The 20427-nt window shown below is 54.1% G+C and carries 17 protein-coding genes and 1 pseudogene; 9 read left to right on the top strand and 9 right to left on the bottom strand.

Features of this window, described 5'->3' with window-relative positions; translation table 11 throughout:
• Positions 1-64: 64 nt before the first annotated feature.
• The 3 genes from ACA059_RS11540 (at position 65) to cls (ending at position 3274) form a co-directional block, all read left to right on the top strand.
• The gene (locus tag ACA059_RS11540) at positions 65-967 is read left to right on the top strand and encodes a LysR family transcriptional regulator (RefSeq protein WP_497633872.1); all 903 of its coding nucleotides are present in this window, start codon (positions 65-67) and stop codon (positions 965-967) included.
• A gap of 257 nt (positions 968-1224) precedes the next feature.
• On the top strand, positions 1225-1785 hold the full coding sequence (locus tag ACA059_RS11535; protein WP_497633871.1) for a lipid-binding SYLF domain-containing protein: 561 nt from the start codon (positions 1225-1227) through the stop codon (positions 1783-1785).
• 193 nt (positions 1786-1978) lie between these two features.
• On the top strand, positions 1979-3274 hold the full coding sequence (gene cls, locus ACA059_RS11530; RefSeq protein WP_497633870.1) for a cardiolipin synthase: 1296 nt from the start codon (positions 1979-1981) through the stop codon (positions 3272-3274).
• Positions 3275-3552: 278 nt separating this feature from the next.
• On the opposite strand, the pseudogene ACA059_RS11525 reads toward cls, so the two are convergent.
• Positions 3553-3708, bottom strand: a pseudogene (locus ACA059_RS11525) (cysteine hydrolase); the annotation flags it as partial.
• Between the two features lie 213 nt (positions 3709-3921).
• Positions 3922-4281 (bottom strand): DUF6124 family protein, encoded by a 360-nt coding sequence (locus ACA059_RS11520; protein ID WP_497633869.1) that lies wholly within the window; start codon positions 4279-4281, stop codon positions 3922-3924.
• Positions 4282-4869: 588 nt separating this feature from the next.
• Between ACA059_RS11520 and ACA059_RS11515 the strand changes: the two genes are divergently transcribed.
• The 5 genes from ACA059_RS11515 to ACA059_RS11495 all read left to right on the top strand — a co-directional run bounded on the left by ACA059_RS11515 (position 4870) and on the right by ACA059_RS11495 (position 8653).
• The gene (locus ACA059_RS11515; RefSeq protein ID WP_497633824.1) at positions 4870-5901 is read left to right on the top strand and encodes an IS110 family RNA-guided transposase; all 1032 of its coding nucleotides are present in this window, start codon (positions 4870-4872) and stop codon (positions 5899-5901) included.
• 368 nt (positions 5902-6269) lie between these two features.
• The gene (locus ACA059_RS11510) at positions 6270-6740 is read left to right on the top strand and encodes a hypothetical protein (RefSeq protein ID WP_497633868.1); all 471 of its coding nucleotides are present in this window, start codon (positions 6270-6272) and stop codon (positions 6738-6740) included.
• A 357-nt stretch (positions 6741-7097) separates the two neighbouring features.
• Positions 7098-7445, top strand: a complete 348-nt coding sequence (locus ACA059_RS11505) for a hypothetical protein (protein ID WP_497633867.1) — start codon at positions 7098-7100, stop codon at positions 7443-7445.
• A 234-nt stretch (positions 7446-7679) separates the two neighbouring features.
• Complete coding sequence (locus ACA059_RS11500) at positions 7680-8030, top strand: hypothetical protein (RefSeq protein ID WP_497633866.1); 351 nt, start codon at positions 7680-7682, stop codon at positions 8028-8030.
• A 401-nt stretch (positions 8031-8431) separates the two neighbouring features.
• Entirely contained in the window at positions 8432-8653 is a 222-nt protein-coding gene (locus tag ACA059_RS11495) for a hypothetical protein (RefSeq protein ID WP_109630428.1), read from the top strand.
• Between the two features lie 187 nt (positions 8654-8840).
• Here ACA059_RS11495 and ACA059_RS11490 read toward each other — a convergent pair whose 3' ends face one another.
• Positions 8841-9983, bottom strand: a complete 1143-nt coding sequence (locus tag ACA059_RS11490; protein WP_497633865.1) for an ATP-binding protein — start codon at positions 9981-9983, stop codon at positions 8841-8843.
• Between the two features lie 240 nt (positions 9984-10223).
• The gene (locus tag ACA059_RS11485) at positions 10224-10472 is read right to left on the bottom strand and encodes a hypothetical protein (RefSeq protein ID WP_348132541.1); all 249 of its coding nucleotides are present in this window, start codon (positions 10470-10472) and stop codon (positions 10224-10226) included.
• A 667-nt stretch (positions 10473-11139) separates the two neighbouring features.
• Here ACA059_RS11485 and ACA059_RS11480 point away from each other — a divergent pair.
• Positions 11140-11472 (top strand): hypothetical protein, encoded by a 333-nt coding sequence (locus ACA059_RS11480; RefSeq protein ID WP_497633864.1) that lies wholly within the window; start codon positions 11140-11142, stop codon positions 11470-11472.
• Positions 11473-11757: 285 nt separating this feature from the next.
• On the opposite strand, the gene ACA059_RS11475 is transcribed toward ACA059_RS11480, so the two are convergent.
• The 5 genes from ACA059_RS11475 to ACA059_RS11455 all read right to left on the bottom strand — a co-directional run bounded on the left by ACA059_RS11475 (position 11758) and on the right by ACA059_RS11455 (position 20354).
• On the bottom strand, positions 11758-12120 hold the full coding sequence (locus ACA059_RS11475) for a hypothetical protein (RefSeq protein ID WP_497633863.1): 363 nt from the start codon (positions 12118-12120) through the stop codon (positions 11758-11760).
• 255 nt (positions 12121-12375) lie between these two features.
• The gene (locus tag ACA059_RS11470) at positions 12376-12714 is read right to left on the bottom strand and encodes a DUF7716 domain-containing protein (RefSeq protein WP_497633862.1); all 339 of its coding nucleotides are present in this window, start codon (positions 12712-12714) and stop codon (positions 12376-12378) included.
• Between the two features lie 11 nt (positions 12715-12725).
• Entirely contained in the window at positions 12726-17585 is a 4860-nt protein-coding gene (locus tag ACA059_RS11465) for an RHS repeat-associated core domain-containing protein (protein ID WP_497633861.1), read from the bottom strand.
• Positions 17582-18322 carry a DUF4123 domain-containing protein gene (locus ACA059_RS11460; protein ID WP_497633860.1) on the bottom strand — a complete coding sequence of 247 codons (741 nt, stop codon included), beginning with the start codon at positions 18320-18322 and terminating at the stop codon, positions 17582-17584. The genes ACA059_RS11465 and ACA059_RS11460 overlap by 4 nt, the downstream gene beginning before the upstream one ends.
• The gene (locus ACA059_RS11455) at positions 18312-20354 is read right to left on the bottom strand and encodes a type VI secretion system Vgr family protein (RefSeq protein WP_497633859.1); all 2043 of its coding nucleotides are present in this window, start codon (positions 20352-20354) and stop codon (positions 18312-18314) included. The genes ACA059_RS11460 and ACA059_RS11455 overlap by 11 nt, the downstream gene beginning before the upstream one ends.
• Positions 20355-20427 lie beyond the last annotated feature (73 nt).

Genomic DNA, 20427 nt, shown 5'->3' with positions numbered 1-20427 from the left:
ATGGACGCAGGTATTGATCCCGTCTAATCTAACTTGGCATTCGATTGATACCGGAATTAGATCAATGTTCGAACTGACTCAACTGCGCTGTTTCACCACGGTGGCGACCGAACTGAATTTCCGCCGGGCCGCCGAACGGTTGAACATGACTCAACCGCCCCTCAGTCGACAGATTCAACTGCTGGAACATCACCTGGGCGTCGAGCTGTTCACCCGCACCACCCGCAGCGTCGCCCTGACCGCCGCCGGCCGCGCCTTCTTCATCGAAGCGCAGAACCTGCTCGAGCGCGCCCAGCAAGCTGCCGTCACCGCCCGCCGTTTTGCCGAGGGCGACATCGGCTCGGTCAACATCAGTTTCGTCGGCAGCGCGGTGTATGAATTCCTGCCCAAGGTCATCGCCGAAGCGCGGCTCAAACAGCCGCATGTGAAAATCGACCTGACGGAGATGAACACCTACCAGCAGCATGAAGCCCTGCGTGCGCGGCGTATCGACTTGGGCATCGTTCGAGCGCCGTTGCTGGAGCCGGGATACGCCACCGAATGCCTGGTGCGCGAGCCGTTTGTATTGGCGGTGCCGAGCAGTCATCGGCTGGCGAGCACAGAAACCGTGTCGGTCAAAGACCTCGATGCGCAGCCTTTCCTGATGTACTCCCACGCGGCCTACCCGCCGTTCAACGAACTGCTGACCGGCATGCTCCGCTCTGCCCGCGTCGCCCCGGAATACGTGCAATGGCTCGGTTCATCGTTGACCATCCTGGCCTTGGTCAACGCCGGCATGGGCCTGGCCCTGGTGCCTCGCTGCGCCACCAGCGTGGTGTTCAAGAACGTGGTGTTCCGCGATATCGATTTGGGCGAAGGTGTACAGAGCGAGCTGCATTTGATCTGGCGCGAGAACAATGACAACCCGGCATTTGCGATGTTGCTGGAAGGCATTCGAAGGGCTGTGCGAGAAGGATGGGGTGTTTGAGGTTGGCGTTGCCTGGTGTTTCTTTTGGGATCATCGACCACTTTGCCTCAGACAACGAACCCGGCCATTGCGCAGTGGTCCAACCAACTGATGGCATCGCGACTGATCACCGGCCTTGGGCCTGGTTCATTCAAAAGCGAAGCTTTGCTATTCACACACATCAGGGTGCGCCGGATAACGTTCAGTAGGTTCGGATCCTGTCTGGTGCAGGCGCTGACTGCTGCTCCCATCCCCTGCTCCCTTACCGGAGTACGAAAATGACTCAGTCAATGCGCTTCTTCCTCTCGATCTTCCTCGCGACAGCCTCGTTGGCCTCAGCGAGCCTCCTCAACACTGCAGGTGCGGCAACCGCCGAGGACCTGAATGCCGACTCCAAGCAAGCGTTGCAAACGCTTTACAAGGCCACACCCGTTGCCAAAGACATTTCGCAGAAAGCCAAAGCGGTGCTGGTCTTCCCGAAAATCATCAAGGCCGGCCTTGTGTTTGGTGGCAGCTATGGTGAAGGCGTGCTGATGAAAGGCTCGCAAGTAGAGAATTATTACAACTCCGTCACTGGGTCCTGGGGACTGCAAGCAGGCGCCCAGTCGTATGGCTATGCGGTGTTCCTGATGACCGACAAAGCCGTGAATTATGTTCGTGAGACCAAGGGCTGGGAAGTCGGCGTAGGGCCCACCGTTGTAATGGTTGATGAAGGGGTGGCGAAGAATCTGTCCAGCACGACCGTGAAGGACGATGCCTACGCGTTCATTTTCGACCAGCAGGGGTTAATGGCCGGGATCAGTATCGAGGGAACGAAAATTTCCCTGATCAAGCGCTGAAAGCCGTCCATCAAGGCGTCTTGCGTAGTCAGCAAGACGCCCGGACAGCGCGCTATCACCGTCCTCGCCAAGAGGGGCCCTGATGAATCTTCCAACCCGATGTAAGGGTGCATGTATTGCCCTGGTTCTAGGCGTGGCTGTGCTCCTGACATTTGTGATTGGCTCCAGTGCTTTGCCGAGGATAGTGCCGGACATGGCTCCCGTGTCCTCTGCGCCCGTGCAACTCGACGGGATACACGGACCTCTGTCAGCCGAGCGCAGCAAAGCCATTCTCGACCGACTCAAGTCCACCAACGCAGAGACCAACATCTTCGATGTGCACCTCGCCATCGAAGAATCCGTTGCCGGTAGCCCGCTAACGGAAGGCAACAAGGTCGACTTGCTGCAGGACGGCCCCAGCACCTACCAGTCGATGATCAAAGCCATTGAAGCGGCGCGCGACCACATCAACATGGAGACCTACATCCTCGAAGATGATGAAGTCGGTCAGCGTTTCGCCGCCGCACTGATCGCTCGGCAACACAAAGGCGTACAGGTCAATCTGATCCGGGACAGCGTCGGAACCCTGGGAACACCCTCAGCATTTTTCACTCGATTGACCGACGCGGGCATCAAAGTGCTGGAGTACAACCCAGTCAATCCGGCGACGGCCAAAGTGGGTTGGGACGTGAACCAGCGCGACCACCGAAAACTGCTGATCGTGGACGGCCGTATTGCCTTTCTCGGCGGGATCAACATCAGCAGCGTCTATTCGGGGGGCTCGTTCAGCACTCACTCGAAGACTCGCCCAACGGGTGATTTGCCCTGGCGCGATACCGACTTGCGCATCGAGGGGCCCGTGGTTGCGGACCTGCAGAAGCTGTTCATCGGAACCTGGACTGCCCAGAAAGGGGAACCACTCGCGGCTCGCGACTACTTTCCGCCACTGGAGCGCAAAGGCACCGAAGTGATTCGCGCCATCGGCAGCTCGCCCGATGAGCCGTTCAGCCAGATCTATGCGACGTTGATTTCGGCGCTGCAAAGCGCGCAGACCGAGATATGGCTGACTAACGCCTACTTTGTACCCGATCCGCAGTTACTCGCGGCACTCAAGGAGGCGGCAGCACGTGGCGTCGACGTCAAGCTGGTGCTGCCCAGCAGCACCGATTCGTGGCTGGTGTTCCATGCCGGACGCGCCTACTACAGCGAACTGCTGGAGGCCAACGTCAAGCTTTACGAACGCCGTGATGCGCTACTCCACGTCAAGACTGCCGTCATCGATGGCGTGTGGTCGACTGTCGGCTCCACCAACCTCGACTGGCGCAGCTTCCTGCACAACGATGAAGTCAACGTCGTTGTGCTGGGCACCGAATTTGCAAAAAAGATGCAGGCGGCATTCATGGCTGATCTGGCCAAGTCGAACGAAATCAAGCTGGAAAAGTGGCAGCGCCGCTCGTTCGCAGTAAGAGCCAAGGAGCAGATGGGACGACTCTGGGAATACTGGCTGTAAGTCGAGTGGTGCGGGAAATGTGCTGCCTAATGGAAGTGGGAGCAAAGGTGCACTACCTTGTATTTGTACACCCTCGCGTCGCCATCCAATTCAGGTTGAGAGGTGGAATTCATGAACAACATCATCTACATCGTCGGGGTAATTGTGATTGTCGTGGTTATCCTGTCGTTTCTCGGGTTTGCATAGAGTCGAAGACCGTCTCGCATTGGCAAGGCTGCACCCCGTATCGCGAGGCACAGCCTGGTCGCGCCTGACCTATTTGGCCTTTAGAAACTCCACAGGTTCGCCGCCATGCCCGCCAATATGATTTGCGACACACCGTACTTGCGCAGCTGCAGCGCCAGGTCATTGGTTTCCGGGCCGTAAACCTTGTGCGGTGAAGCAATGATGGTTTTGCCGTCGAAGATGTAGGGCTTGTACTCGGGCATGAAGTCGCCGCAATACCTGTGGGAGCGAGCTTGCTCGCGATGAACGATTACACGGCATCCCGGACCTGACACAAAACCCAATCACCGGCCAGCAACGGCAACAAACACCGAGAAACCTGTGGCGAGGGAGCTTGCTCCCGCTGGGCCGCGCAGTGGCCCCCAAAAGGGAGAAACTGCCCAACCCAACGTCAGTTACCCACTCACCCCAGCAGACCGCACTTACGCAGGTGGTTCAATTTTATCCAGCAATCGGTTTGCCGTGATTTCAGCCACCATGACGCTGTTGGAAATGCCCAACAGGGAATAGCGCGAGCAACCCTCCAAGAGGTCCACCAACTCGTGGACCATCACATCAATCGCGGCCAGGGTTTCGACCAGAAAAACTGCCAGGGTTTCGGTCGTGGCCTCTGGGTCCACGGAAAACAGGGTGCTGCGAGTTCGCGGGGTGGCTTTGATGTCGGCAATCGACGGGAAGTGGTAATTGAGAGCCCGCTCGGCGGCTTCGTTGAGTTTTTTTGAATCGGGTTCGTACGGGGAGACCGGATCGGTTTCCGGTGGGTTGGGTGTGACCTTGAACATGGTAAATCCTCGTTTACTGGTGGAGCTGCCACGTTCGTTTCCAAGCGAAGGGGTGGCAGCTGTACGCAGGTTGGAAAACCAGGGTAAACGAGCCCGGCAGACCTATAAGGTCTCCCGCGCACAGCCGCCATAACGGAATGCACATAGTGCGAAAAAGTACGTTATGAAGAGGTGCCTTCGTGTCGTTTACCCGTCGAGTTTCCAAGCCCGACCGCTGAATGATCAGCGACACGGAAACGATAGAACCAAGGCTCACGTCACACAAGCCGGCGGATTCTGGCGCAGCCGTAGGCAACGGCGCAAGGTTTTGTAGCTTTCAGGACGTAACCTTGAGGGCGCTTAAACAAGCACCCTGTGGAGATGTTTAATAATCTGATGCACGCTTCTTGCGCGAGGTGAAACCTTGAGAAAATCGTGGACGCATCCGACATTTTTAAGGTTGAGCGTCGCAGGTGTGGTGGGTAGCGCGAACTCTTGAATCAGTCTGATTCCGGCCAAAAGCAATGGGATGGACTCCTCCTCACTTCGGCATCTTGAGTGCCAGACTGAAAGTGCGAACCACAGTCAACAGTGAGAAGGAGTCCACACATGAAGCTTATGCGCATTGGGGTCGACCTGGCCAAGAACGTGTTTCAGATCCATGGCGTGGATTGTCATGAGAAGCCGATCTGGCGGCAGCGGCTACCACGTGATCGCTGGCTTCAGACGGTGCTGGAAAAGGTCGAACCTGGTTGTGAGATCGGCATGGAGAGTTGCGGTGGGGCCCATCATTGGGCGCGGCAACTCGAAGCTCGCGGATTTCGAGTCAAGCTGATCGCCCCTCAGTTCGTTAAACCTTATGTCAAAAGCAACAAGAACGACGCGAACGATGCCGAGGCGATCTGCGAAGCGATGAGCCGTCCCAGCATGCGCTTCGTCGCCATCAAGACGATCGAACAACAGGATATCCAGGCGACGCATCGCATCCGGGCCGGCTTAATCGAACAGCGGACGGCCAAAGCCAATCAGATCCGTGGGCTGGTCGCCGAGTATGGTCTCGTTGCACCGAAGGAATTGCTGATGCTGCGTCGTGCAATACCATGCTGGCTAGAGGATGCCGATAACGGTTTGACGGCACGCTTTCGTCGTCTTCTGGATGGTTTGTGGGACGACCTTCGTGCGCTGGATGGGCGTGTATGCAAGCTCGACGGCGAGATCACTGCGATCGCGACAAACGAGCCGTCCGCCGTTCGCCTTCAACAGCTGCGCGGTGTCGGTCCAATGATCGCCACAGCGCTCGTCGTCGCTCTCGGTGATGCCCGTCAGTATGCCAATGGCCGACAGTTTGCCGCCTCGCTGGGACTGACACCGAGGCAACACAGTTCTGGTGGTAAGGATCGACTGCTCGGTATCAGCAAGCGCGGTGATACGTATCTACGAACATTGATGGTGCATGGCGCACGCTCGGCGCTACGCACAGCCAAATCCAAAGAGGATCGGCTCAGTCAGTGGGCCGTTCGTTTAGCCGAGCGATCGCATCCCAATGTGGCCGCTATTGCGCTGGCCAACAAAACTGCACGCATGGCTTGGGCGATGCTGCGTCACGGTACTGATTACCAACCGAATCAGGCAGCGGCCTGATCTATTTACCCGGCGTGTTCTACGAGAGAAACAACTCTTAACCACGATTGCGAAGCAACCTGAACGATGGCAAACCGGTCGAACCGGCGTCGGCAAAACCCTCGAATGTCCAAGTGCTAAAAGCACGAAAAAGCGATCGGGAGCCGGCGCGCGAATAGCCCATCATGGCCCTGCATCAAAACGATGCCGCAGTAAGAGGCCGAATATACGTGTGCAGTCGGCACGGGCGCCAAAGCAAAGGAGGCTTGCAACGAGGAGGAGTCCATATATGGGACAAAAGAAGCTGCTCTGATCGGATCAGAGAGCGTTTCCCATAATAGTGACGTGGGAACGCTGTTGAAAAATTTTGATGACTGGGAAAAGCTTCAATGAAAACCACTTTCGAAACGGCTCTAGATCAGCATGAAATCGCCGATTTTTTCAAGGGAAACGGCATTTACTTCGCGAGGGGATCTGATTGGGGCGATCATCTTTATGTCAGCAACTGGCAGGAAATGTGCGGCGTACTTAAAACGCAAAGCGCAGCACGAAGCTTACTGACAAATATATTTGAAGAGTATGCAAAGTACCTCAGCGAAAATTACGAAGACGCGGCAGGATTACTTTCGAACATCACAGCATATTACGTGATAAAGCACAAATTTGAGTTTTTATCTGCCGACGACTATGACCTTATTAACAGTCTCGACAGCAAAACAAAAGAAAAAACGGGCAAGCTATTTAGACTTCTAAGGAACGAGTATGACAAACAAAATAAAGACCTGCCAAACTACACATTCGAACAAGAAATCCAAAGGCTGAAAAAACTTGGTTGCACTACCGAGCTCGAATCCCTTTAAAGATTTAAATAAATAAAAATAAATAAAATAGGACAGGGCTACCAAAACGTTATTATAGAACATCAGGGTAGGGGCGCCCTGCGTTACGAATACGACAGAGAAGGGGAAATCAAAACAGAATAATTTGAGTATTAACGATGCAATACAACAAAACTATCAAAATGACCGACTTAATCGATTTTTTTGAAAACACAAAAAACCCTGACCTATTGTGTTTATGGGAAAGGATCATCGGACCAAGCGACGCTGGAAACCGACTGCGTGATTGATGAATACTCGGAGATCACCGATGCAAACGCTGATAAAAATGAACAAAGACTCCTACCCTAGCGCGTTTTCCAAGTGAGTAGCTTTCAAATGAACCCGAAAGACTTTGTAATTGGACTCAAAACGACAGTCGTAGAAGAAAATCTTTCTATTTACAAAGATCTATTTTCTAGCACATCTATCAAGGATGTGACCGACGAGTACTGGAAGCGGGCATTAACCCTATTCAACTCATTGCCTGCCGAACAACGAGAGGTTTTCTTTGAGGTGATTAGGCAGACAATGGTGGATACGACCTCAAATATTCTAGGGGTTATCGATGGAGTCAGCTTAATAAACGGTGAAAGCGATGAATTTTCGCTCACGTATGGTGACGATAAAAAACCACTATCTGGTGGTTTGCAGAGTTTGTTCTTAGCAGAAGAAGAGACGATATAAAATATCTCCGAGTTTATATTGGCGATGTGTTGGGCCAAAGTTCTAGTTTGAATCGAAAGTAAATCACTCGATCAAACAAAACTAAGGCCTCAATGAGGTCAGTCGCTCACGTGTCGCTAGCGAGTAGGCACTAGCCGTTGGGTTGAACACCTCTACAGGTGGCACGATGGTAACTACCAGAAAGACACCATGGGCAAACCACTTAACCCTCTGATCTCTGCGGACTTTTAAACCATGACCAAAATAAGCATTGCAGCGGTATCACCTACGAGTGATGTGGAAGCCTCGAAATTTCTTCACCAACGCTTCAAAATGTCCCTTATTGGCTCTCAGAAGAAACTTGCCATGGGTGATAAGGGCTTCTTCTATGCCGGTGGGCTCTATGGAAATGATCACGTGCAACGCGAGAAAGAGATTCGCGACATCATCAGTTTCTTCCAGCTCAAAAAAATCGATTTGCTGATATTGGAAATTGATGATGATCAAGACTGGGGGGATCTGGATATGGCGAACCTCGGTCAGTACGCTATTCCAGCTCAGGAATTGTTGAACGCCCTGGATTCTTCTGCGGGACTTTATCAGTAGATCCTAGCTTATGGAAAGTAATCACCGCAGCACACGCGGGGATTGAAACAATCTCACAGACCGGAATGGCTCCCTACATTTACCCTATTATTCAGAGTTTTCTGCAACCACTGAATCGCCACATGGATACCAAATCTGCTTGATGGCCGTAGTGCTGCCCCCGCCCCTGCATGGAGTGATGGTTGCCTGCGATTGAAGTTCGACACGCTGCAACTCTATAAGGACGACGTGCCAACCGTAAAAGTCCAATATTAGCTTGATGGTAAAAGTCCGAACCTGGAACGCTTCACGAAAGCGTATGCTGGCTAAGGTACAGGTGGTGCGCGATAACTCATTCCGAAACCAGGTACTACCACTATCATCAAAGTGGATGAGGTCACTGTCTTGCCGGAGAAGTAACAGTGCTAACCGATCTAGAGGCGCGCGTAGCGCTCAAAGAACTGATTGAAAAATACCTCAAGGGAAACGATCCCGATTACGACCGTCTGATCGAAATTGTTCAGGATCCTTCGCGGCAGGTTCCGATCAGAGGTGTGCTTGAGAACATTAGACGGTACAACAAGGTCCAGTACACGCAGCAGGAGCTAGAGCTGATCGACGACCTTTTGTACATGTATGGGTGAGACGAAGCATGTTGGTAGCGGGCGAATGGTTGAAATATGCACGCCTTCTATCAGCGTCTGCTCAAGCTTGACGAGATCAACCCAAGCCGTTCGGTTCATTCTAGCCCTCATTCTGATATCTAGCATTACCCGATAGCTACCACTGATGACGGGCAGCTATCGACCCGAAGCTGCCTCTCGAATGTGTCTACGGATGTAGGGGCGGCTCAGTAATTGGAAGCTTGACTAGAAAGGTGGTGCCTCCACTCGAGTCAGAGCTGACATCGATTGAACCGTTATGTGCTGCCACGATCTCTGACGCGATGAACAGGCCCAAGCCCAGCCCCTCTGTCGGCCCGTGATCAATTGCAGATCGCTGAGAGAAACGACCCATAGGGTTAAATATAAACGGGAGAATGTCCTCTGGTATGGGCTCACCACTGTTATGGACGGTGAAAATAGCGCAGTCTTCTGAGGTCTCTAACTCCACCTTGATAGGGAGTTGATTATCTCCATGCTGTACAGCGTTGCTGATTATGTTCGAGAAGACTTGTTCCATTCTGGCGCCATCGAATTGCCCTTGAACTGGAGTCTTCGCGTCGAACAAGACCAGGGCCTTTGGATGAAACGCTCGGATTTCTTCGACAACACGTTCGCAAACGTGCGAGAGATCTATATCCGCCGTTTTGACAGGAATGCCTGGGCCCATTTGGCAGCGTGTTAAATCAAGTAGGTCTCCAACAATTTGGCTCGCTCGCCGCACGCTTGTATATATTTGATTGGCAACCTTGGTAGCCCGGGCTCCGGCCCCTTCTGAGCGCCTCAACATATCGGCACCCAGCAAGATCGCTCCAAGCGGGGTGCGCAGGTCGTGGCCGAGAATGCCTAAAAATACGTTGCGTGACGCCTCCACCGCGCGTGAGTAACTGGCGATGGATTCGGCGAGAGCCTGATCGATGGCCTCGTGGAATCGGGTCATGTCGTCGACATTAATCGGCGTGCCATCCTTCACTTGCCTCATCCACTGACTGACGACACTCGTTCTCAGTGCTCGATATTCCGACACCATTTGATCGATCGTGAAACCTGCCATTAACCGCGTCATTGCATGAGTTTCAGCGGCGGTTTCTTCATCATCTGAAGGGGCTTGGCCTTGAGACTTGGCAGCTTGCTCTCGCTTCGTCTGCTTTGTTCGCAGGTCAGTTACAATTGCCTGCAACATCTGTTCGGCATGATCTCGCAGAGCTTCACTTTCGAGGTCCGCACCCGGCGTCTGAATGGTTCTGGCGAAATCTTCCCAGGCCTGCAGAATCGGCTCAAGGTTCTCAAGAATGAAATCGGACAGGCGCATGTCGGTGATCCTAATGGGAGGCGATGCAGAGGCCGGCAAGAAAGCGAGGCTGCGCAGATACGGTGTGAACGGGTGTTCAGCAGTGTAGGAGGTTGTTTATAGCTTTTAAAGCGCGGTCCGTATTAGGCCCGCTTTGTCGATACTCATGATCAAGGCGTCGCCAGCTTTGACACTGACCCTGATTTCTTGCGTCCATTGCCTAGAGCACCCCTCCGAAGTTCGCGCCGAGAGCGTGTGTGATCAGAACGTGAGCCCGAAATGGGCTACTTCTGCGCCGAAAAAGTCAGCGGCCGGCTTTTCGTCTATTGAAATACGGATCGCGCAATCATTTCCTGATGAGGTCGCGGCCAAGATGACGAGATGGGCATCAGATGTTTTTGTAAAACCAAAAAGCCGCTCTTGGGGAACAGTGGTGATCTCTTCCGGAACGGGTGCCGTTTTGCAGCCTGCTATTAGAGCAAGTGTTAAAAGGAAAGTGACGTACTTCATCCTATTCCTCTACGCAGTTTCTTCTGTCCAGCTGACGCTACAGCCCTAATGTCAGCGACTTCAATCTCTGCTCCACGATGCTGTCAAAATGGTCTGATAACAGTTCGCAGCGCTCTGTGGACAGGCCGTCACAGCATGTTATTCCGAGTATGAACCCCTGGGCTTTAGCGCCGCTTTTAACCGCGAGAATCATTGAGCCTGCGAGTTCGATCTCGCGGAGAATCCTCTCAGCCTGCCGCTTTATGGGCTCGGGCAAATCGTTTGTAGCTTCTCTCATGGCTTTCTCCACCAGCGCTTACGATCGAACAACAACAAGAGGCACCAGTTCGCTCTGAAAGCATGGACCAAAGGTTGCTCCAAGAGTTTCGCTGGTTCATATCAAGAGATCTTCACCCGTCGACCAGCCATAGTACTGCTGCTTCCGACAAGAGCTCAGCTGCTGCCGCTCTTGACAGGCCGCTTCTGGCCGATTTCTGCCTGTCACGACTGACAGCTATGGGTCGACTTCAGCCAGCCGTATGAGCGCACAAGCTAACCAAATTGGCCGGTCTTACCGTCATCGGTTCAGGGCTGATTCAGGGTTTTATCCCCGATACTCGCAGCTATAGAGACCGGTCATACTGATAGAGTCAGACCGTTTGCACATAACACCTTTCTGAGAAATTGCATGAACGAAGAACTAACTGAAGAAGAGATGCGCCGAGCACTGTTCGGCGGTGCAGAACACCTAGCGCAGACTAGTGCCTTACCTGTGCAAGACACCCTCTCGGATATCGCGATCATACAGCCGACAAAGGCTGCGGAGAAAAAGACGGTCGTCAAAGCGTTCACGTCCAGGTTGAGGGTAACGCTGCGGGTGGGCAATGAATTTGAGGGCAAGACGCACGAAATGTTCCATGAGGCGGATACGCTGAGTACCCTTCTAGCAGAGCAAGAAGCTACCAAGGCGGCCAAGAAGAAATTCAGGTTTGTGGAAGTGGTTTCGGTAAAGCCTATGTAGGGGGCTTCACAAGGCTCGCGGGCCAGGCATTGAATCGCCTCCGATTTCACCACTCACCCGCGCACGCTCAAGCTGACGCTTGTGGATGGCAACTCCGGGAGTAGCTGCAGATGAGTGCCTTTACACTTCAACTCAACTTGGTCAACCCACAGCTAGTGCCTACTCGCCAGCGACACACGAGCGGCTGACCTCAGTGAGGCCGTAGTTTTGTTTGAGCGAGTGATTCACTTTCGATTAGAAATAGAACTTTGACCCACACATCGCCAATATAAGTTTTGAGCTATTTTATACCTTATCTTCTTCTGCTAAGAACAAACTCTGCAAATCACCAGATAGTGATTTTTTATCGTCACCATACGTGAGCGAGAACTCATCACTTTCATAATTTATTACGCTAACTCCGTCGATAACCCCTAGAATATTGGAGGTTGTATCCACCATTGTCTGTCTAATCACCTCAAAGAAAACTTCTCGTTGCTCGGCAGGTAATGAGTTGAATAGGGTTAATGCACGTTTCCAGTACTCGTTGGTCACATCCTTGATGGAGGTGCTAGAAAATAGATCTTTGTAAATAGAAAGATTCTCTTCTACGACTGTCGTTTTGATCCCAATTACAAAGCCTTTCGAGTTCATTTGGTAATTACTCACTTGGAACGTCGTCTGAATACTCTGAGCCCATCACATCTCGAAGAGCAGACGGTTCCCAAACGGTGTTTGTCGTCTAAATAGAAACTATTTTTTCGAGCTGATTTTTTGTTTCGTCAATATTTTAGTCCTGAAGGAAGGGCCAAAATTGGACAGAATTATTTTCGTTGCGGAAATCAGAAAATAAACCTGTCCCCTTTCGCCATAAGCTGTTCGCGAAAGCTTCTTCAGGGGTTGCGCATAATTCATGATATTTTTTCATAGCTTCATGAAGCTGTCGCGATCATTATAATGTTTAATGGCTTTTAGTATTTCCTCATTTGTAGCAGATGCTTTTTGCTTTAGTGCGTTGAATGTAACATCCTCCAAGAGTTCATCGGTAAACCAAAACTCGAGATTGTTTTGAGTGATGTACTTTGGAAAGATTTCTTCGTCGTCATCGGTGATCTCCGAATATTCATCAATCACGCAGTCGGTTTCCAGCGTCGCTTGGTCCGATGATCCTTTCCCATAAACACAATAGGTCAGGTTTTTTTTCTGCATCTTCAAAAAATCGATTAAATCAGTTATTTTGATAGTTTTGTTATATTGCACCATTAATACTCCAATTATTCTGTTTTGATTTTACCTTCTCGCCCTTCTCTGCCTCCACCCCATATATCTCGTCCACCTTTTCCAGTCGGGTGGTATACAGAGTGTTCGCCTGCATGGTCCGCTCTATGGACAAGCTGCAACAGTCCGGGTTTTTCGTTGTGGTGCCAAGTGTAACCTGTGGGGCTAGAGCCCATGTTTCGCTTTGGATCGTCGACCCAAGTTTTGAGCTCGGGGTTTCGGCGATACATATTCTTTCGAAACGCTGGGTCGTCATTCAGTTTGTTTATCAAGTCTTTGTTAGCCCTGTTGAACTGTACCTTATCACTCTTCAAGTACAGGTTTTCAGGCACTTTGTAGTCATGGAAAGAATTAAATTGATGAGCTTTCCTACCGGCTTCAGGAACCTCAGGTTTACCCTCGTCGACAGCCGCTTTCGCTGTTGAGTTTTCAACCCCAATTTCTGGCTTGCACCCGTCCGCTCCCGGACAATTATCCAGCCCCAACGGATCCACCCACCCCGTAGGGTTAGGCACGTATTGATAGTTGTTCAACCCCCCAGCCAGCTTGATCGGATCCGGTGTCAAAAACCGCCCAGTGCCCGGATTGTAGTAGCGATGCCGGTTGTAATGTAAGCCCGTTTCCGCATCGAAGTACTGACCCTGGAAGCGCAGCGGGTTGTCGATTTCCGCAACGTCGAGAGTGGCGAGGTTGCCGTAGGCGCGGTACTTCGCCGACCACATGATCTCGCCGCTATAGTCGGTGAGTTCCTGTGGGGTGCCGAGGTGGTCGAGTTGATAGTAGAACGGCTCAGCTTTGAGCGGGCCTTCGCCATCGAGCATCGCCAAGGGCCGGAAGGAGCCCGGCTCGTAGATGTAGCTGCGATAGCGGTTATTGGCGCTTTCGGCGATGAGGCGATCGCCTTGCCACAGGAACTCTGTGGTTTGGCCGTCGACGGTTTTGGCGATACGGCGGCCGAAGGCGTCGTACTTGTAGCTTGCGATGCTGCCGCTGGGGAGGCTGACACCGATGAGGCGGTGTTGGCAGTCGTAGCGGTATTCGGTGACGAGCTTTTGCCCGGTGCCGCGGCGCTCACGGCTCAAATTGCCATAGGCGTCGTAGTCGTAATGTCGATCACCCTGCATCAGCAGGCGGTTACCTTTGACGTTGGCCAGGCTTGCAGCCTGCTGATCACCTTGGCCGAGCAGGTTGCCTGCCGGGTCATGGGCGAAACTTTCCGGGGTGGCGCCTCGAACGTTGATCAAACGGTCGAGCGGGTCGTAGTGATAGCTACGATTGCCTTTGCGGCTGTCAGTGATGCCGGCGAGGTTACCGCTGGCATCGTAAGCGTAGCGACGCTGGAAGAGGTTGCGATCCTGCTGGCTGACGCTGTGAGCTTGCAGTCGGCCTTGTTCGTCGTATTGGTATTGGCTGAGCAACAAACCCTGTTGACGCTGCTGTTCGCGACCTGCGCTGAACTGGTGAGTGGTCAGCCGTGAACCGTTGAGGTCGATGCTGGTCAGGTGACCGCCTCGTTGATGGCGATAATCAAGCTTGCTGCCGTCCGGGAGGCGACAGTGGCTCAGTTGGCCTACGGTGTCGTACTCGTAACGCAGGGTTCCCCAACCCTGGTGCTCGGTGATCAGGCGGTCTTGCAGGTCGTATTCGTAAGCGAGCGGCCAGTTGCCGTCGTCTACGTTTACGAGGCGACCAAGGGCGTCGTAGCTGTAGTGAATTTCCTCGCCATCGGCCAGGGTTTTCACCAGCAGGCGGCCAGCGGCATCGCGCTGGTACTCGGTAATCAGTTCGTTACCGTCGTCGCCGAACTCGGTTTTCTTGAGCAATTGACCGTTAAGATCGTATTCGTACGCGGTACGACGACCGTCGAAGCCGGTTTCCTGCTGGATGAGTCCATTCGGGTAGTAATCGAGGTGGTAGTGCTCGCCACGTTCGTTTTCAATCTCGCTGAGCAGCAGACGTGCGTTGTCGTAGCGATAGCGCAGTTGGCTGCCATCCGGGTTGATGCGGCGGCTGACCAAGTGCAGGTTATCGGCATACTCGTAGCGGGTGACTCGGCCCAGCTCATCGCGTTCGGCGGTGACGCGGCCGTATGGGTTGTAAGTGAACGCGCGCGTAGCGCCACCGGGCAGGGTGATTTGCGCGAGCCGGTTGGCAGCATCCCATTGGTATTGGGTGATCGCGCCGCTTTCGTCCTGACGGGTGATCTGCCGGCCCAACGCGTCGTAGCGGTACTTGCGTTGGCCACCATCGGGCAACTGTTCTTCGAGCAGTTGACCGAGATTGTTCCAGCCCAGTTGATGACGACTGCCGTCGGGGTGGCGGATTTCTAGAAGACGGCCCTGGCGGTCATAGTTGTAGTGGGTTGAATTGCCGTCCGGGTCGATTTGTTCGGTGATGTCGCCTTGGTCGTTGCGCCAATATATCCACTTCGCCGGGCCACGATTCAGCACACGGACGTAGCCGTGGTAATACTCATAAGAGGTCGGGGTGTCTTCGGGTGGAATGACCGCGATCAGTCGACCTGCTTCGTTGTATTGGTATTCGGTGACGGCGCCGAGTGGATCTTTTTCGGCGATCAGGCGGCCTTTGTCGTCGTAGGCCTTGAGGTGCTCCGCACCGTCCGGATCAACCTTGGCGACCAGTCGAGCCTTATCGTCGTGGGTGTAGACCTCTTCGCTGCCGTCAGCATTGGTAACCGTGACGCTGCCTTTGTCATCCCAGGCGTAATGCGCGTCCATCTGCGAGAAGCTAGCCCAGTGATGGATGCATCGCGCCGATTTACCTTCTTTTTCCCATTCCCAGTAGAAACTGGCGCCGCCGGCAAGTTGCCGCTCAAGAATGACGTTCTGGTCATTGTAGGCATAACGCTCGGCTTCACCGGCGGCGTTTTTGGCTTCGATCAGGCGGTGCTGGGTGTCGTAACTGTAGGTGACCAGGGTCTGGATGGTGCTCCAGGCGTCTTCCAGATTGTCCGCTGGGATGAACTGCTGGTAGTCGATGGCGACGATGTGCTTGCGGTCGTATCGCACGAGAAGGGCGCGACCGGCGCCGTTATCGACGCGTTTGATTCGACCGTGAATGTCACGGGTGATGTGCAGGCGATTGCCGTAGTTGTTGCTGATGGCGATCAGCGTGGCGCTCTTGCTGTTGTAGCGGAAGTGGTAGAACTGGGCACGTTCTCCGGCCTGGGTGAGGATCAGTTCAGAGGGATCATCACCAAGGAAAATCGCTGCTTCCGACAGGCTATTGGTGATCGCTGGACGCTGCACACTCGGTAACGGGAACGTGGTGATACGGTTTTCGTGGTCGGTCCAGACCACCTCTTCATCTTTGACGTCCACCCGCTGGGCAAGTGCGTGGCTCCAACCGTAGCCGAGGCCGCAATCAATTTCCGCAGCGCTGGTGCGGTAAAGGCGAGTCCACTCGAAAGGTAGCAGCCCATCAAGCTGACCATCAGTCAGCGTTAGTAGCTCTTCACCGGTAACCATGGAAACCGGGCAATTGTTAGTACAGGTTTTCTTGGCGCAGGTTGAGCTTTTTTCGTCGGGTGTTTTTGACTGGGCCGGAGCATCGCTGACCTTTTCCTTCGGCTCCAGTACGAATTGTTTTTCTGCTTTTTTTCGAGCAAATGCGGAGGCGTTTTTTTCCAGCAAGGAAGGCGTGTCGCTGGTGATCGGCACCGGACCTTTGGCAGTGGCTGCGGTGGCTTGTTCGATTTTCAACGCGGCCTTTTTCGCGACATCCATCGGTACGCCTTGCGCACTGGCCAACAGTGGTTTCACGGTTTCGCCGTGAGCCTTCAAGGCGTGCCCCTTACTCGCGGCCAAGAGTGTTTCCGCGAGCTCCTCTAGCATTTTTACCGCTGTGCCAGATTTGACCTTGGCCAAGGTTTTTGTGCCAACACGAATTGCCAGCCCTAGGCCGCCAGATAGACAGATACCCAGCACCACGTTGATCAGAAAGGAAGCGCCGATGGCCGTAATCACTTCCACGCAAACTTGCGGCGACAGCATGCCAACCCACGCGATAATGGCCGAGAGGTAGATGAACATCAGCGGTTCGTCGCTGAGAATCAGCAGTCCGGTGGCAATGGCTTCTTTCGACGCTGAGTAGAGTTTTTTGACTTCTTCTTCACTCAGGTACTGAAGAAGTTTTTTCACGTTTTTCAGAGGGTCGGCTAAGAGCTCGAACAGGCTCTTGATGTCATCCCAGACACCTAGAAGGGCTTTCTCAAGACTATCAAGTGCAGACTGCATCAGTATGAGCGAGCGACCCGCCCGGTCTGTCGCTGAGTAGCTCGCCCACTGTGGCTGGAACTTACTCGACCACTCGCTTTTCAACCAGCCGTCAAGATTGCCGATAACACCTTGATATGACGCATACAGTGCTTTGACGTTGCTTTCAGAAACGTTAGGGAAAAAGGTAATCCGGTACATCTGCCCCGGTTTGCAGCCTTTGATGACTTCAATGCCGCTCGGGCCGATAGTCGCAGGAATCACTGGACCGACGACGTCGTATCCGAACATCGCTTTTTTGACCGGTTCTAGCTTAACCGGTGTATTGCCGATGGGCACGTACCGAGCGCTCTCAAACATATGGATGAGGGTGAAATCACCCATCAACGGGCAGGTGGCATAAGTTTCAACCGGCCCTGTCTTGGTCTTGCGCTCAGTAACGCTGACTTCGTTGCCCACCTTGAACTTCTGATCTACGTCCATTGCCCAGCCAGTCCAGAAACCGTCGGCCCAGGTCTTGTATTCGGTCAGGCAATTATTGAAGTCCTTGAGAATGACATTCACGTCAGGGGTCTTGGCGTCGAGAACTCGAATAACCAAATTGCCGATGGGATCAATCATGACGTGACTTCCTTTGTCAGCTCAGCAGCCAGACGCTCTGCCATATCTTCTGTATTGGATTGTTGGCGCACGAAGCGCTCGACTTTGTGGCGCAGATTACTTTCGGGGAAGGCGAAGAACAGTTCCGGGCAATCCTCTCCCAACCACTGCATCAAGTTGTCGACGACGGTGGTGTGGTCTTTCTCTGCCAGTGTGTCGACTAACTTCTGCGGCACTTCCCACCACGGCCAGGCTTTGGCCGGTGGCACGCCCCTCGGTCCCACGTCCAGCGTCTGGCCATTGATCAGGTAGCGGTCGAACACCGGCACAACCTTACCAGCCCCGGCACCGAGTCCTTCGAGAATCGGGAAGATGTGTCGTCCATCCCAGAACCGGAAAAACACTTCGGTCCCATCGGGCATAAATACCTGAGTCAAACTGCGAAGGTGTTCAAACACAACGTTCGGGGGGCTGGTGGACACCGCCAGCCAACCCCAATCCTGAGCATCGGTTTCGGCGATCCACTGAAGAAAACCAGCGTTGGGTTTCAGTTCGGCTAGGTAGGGCATCACGGGCTGCCAATCGGCGTAAGGCGTGCCGTTCCAGATGGGAGTCAGTTCTGGAGCTATGTCTTGCTGGTAGTAGGCCTTGAGCGGCTCGGCATCGCTGGCGGCGCTGACGATCAAGTACAACCGTTCACCCGTCTGCAACGGCCGCTCAGCCAACCAAGCCTGCGGAGTCAAAAGATCAGATCGCACAAGCACCTGCCTTGCATTTTTCGCACTCTTCACAGAACGGCGCATTACGCTTCAACGTATTGATCTGCGCCGGGGTCAGGACCTGGCCGGCCGTGTCGGCGTCGGCCTGTTTCAGCACGCCGGGCATCAACGGTGCTGCGCCAGTGCCGTTGCCGGGACTGCCGCCAGAGTTCATGTTGATCACCGGCCCGCTCAACGTCACGCCGCTGCCGTCGATCTTGATGAAGCTGCCGCCGCCCTTGAGGGTCAGTTCGCTGCCAGCTTCGAGCACGACTTTCATGCCGCTGCTCAGGTGGATTTCCTGGCCGGCTTCAATGAATTGGCCGGTGCCGACCTTGATGTGCTGGTTGACGCCGACGGTGAGGTGGTCGTTGGCGCGGGTTTCGACTTTGCGGTCGGCGTAGACGGTGTGGTGTTCTTCGGCTTTGAATTCGCTGTAGCTGTTTTGCTCGACGGTGTCGTGGCGTTCGTTGCCGACGCGGATTTTCTGGTCGTGTTCGACGTTTTCGTCCCAGTCGCGCTGGGCGTGCAGGAAGATTTGTTCCTGGCCCTTTTTGTCTTCGATGCGCAGTTCGTTGTAACCGCCGCCACCGGGGGAGCTCAGGGTCTTGAAGGTGCTGCGGGTTTTGTTCGCCGGCAGGTCGTACGGGACGACGTTTTCCTTGTGGTACAGGCAGCCGCTGATCAGCGGTTGGTCGGGGTCGCCTTCAAGGAATGACACCAGCACTTCCATGCCGATGCGCGGGATGGCGATGCCGCCGTAGTGAGCGCCGGCCCAGGCGGAGGAGACGCGCAGCCAGCAGCTGGTCTTGTCGTCGGCCTGACCTTCGCGGTCCCAGTGAAATTGCACTTTGACGCGGCCATATTGGTCACAGTGAATCTCTTCACCTTTGGGCCCGGTGACGACGGCGCTTTGGCTGCCGAGGATACGTGGCTTGGGGTGATTCAGCGGCGGGCGGTTTGGTACGTCCCACGGGGTGGCCTGGAAACGATTGCGATAGCCTTGATGAAAGTCGTCCTTCAACGTTGTGGTGTTACTGGTGACCGACTCTTCCAGCACTTGCGGCTGTTTGCCTTCGTGGAGGATTTCAGTCAGCAGCCACAGGTCGTTCCACTTGGCCTTCGGGTGCTGGGTGAGGGCCAGGAAGTGGCCGCTGACCAGGATCGGCTGATCGCTTCGACCTTCGGCCAACTGGAAGTCGCTGCGGTGACGTTCGAGGGCGCGTTTGGCCAGGTGCTTGCCGCGCTCGCGGTCGATGAAACGACCTGGGTAGTCGTAGTCTTCGAGGTCAGGTAGGGCGTCGCCACGGTTTTCGCTTTCCAACGTCAGGCGCGGTTTTTCGAAATCGTAGTCGCGGCGGGTGGTGCGGCTGGTGCGGGTTTCCAGGCGCAGGTCGAAGCGCTTGATCACCGGGTCGTTGGCGACCATACCGGAATCTTGCTGATAGGCCACGGGCGTGAGTTTCGGGAACACCGTCTGGTCATCGCCGAACACCAGCTTGTGGGCCGTGGCGCTGTGCTGGAAGTGGTAGTGAATACCTTCTTCCTCGCACAGGCGCTGGATGAACTGCAGGTCCGATTCATCGTATTGAACGCAGTAGATGCGCTCGGGATAAATCGCCCCGACTTTGAATTCGTAGGCGTTGCTCTGGATGCCATGCTCTTCGAGGACCATGCCGACGATTTTCGGCACGCTGAGGTTCTGGAAGATGCGCTGGTTGATGCGGTGCGCCAGGTAGGACAGCTGCGGGCGCAGGGTCACCGCGTAGCGGGTCAGGCGTTTGCCGGAATCACCCTGGGCAGCGCGATAGATCTGGCCATGAATGCCGCTGCCGTCAGGCGAGAGCTGCAAAAAGGCCGGTTTGTGCAGGAGCGTTTCGAGGTCCAGGGACGGCTGTTCACTGACCAGATCCACCTCAAACACAAAAGGCTGGCTGATGGCTTCCCGACCTTGCAGGGCAAGCACCTGGAGATCGTTATCCAGACCTTCGATAGTCAGGGCAAAGTGAGTCTGATTGGCCGGCGCGAACATCCCTTGTTCCTCTTGCAGTGCTGCGGCGTAAACCAATACCCGATCAAAGGATCAGCAGACGCAAATTCTGGAA

The sequence above is a fragment of the Pseudomonas sp. LBUM1647 genome (genome assembly GCF_059716175.1).
This window is presented reverse-complemented; position numbering and strand designations above follow the sequence as displayed.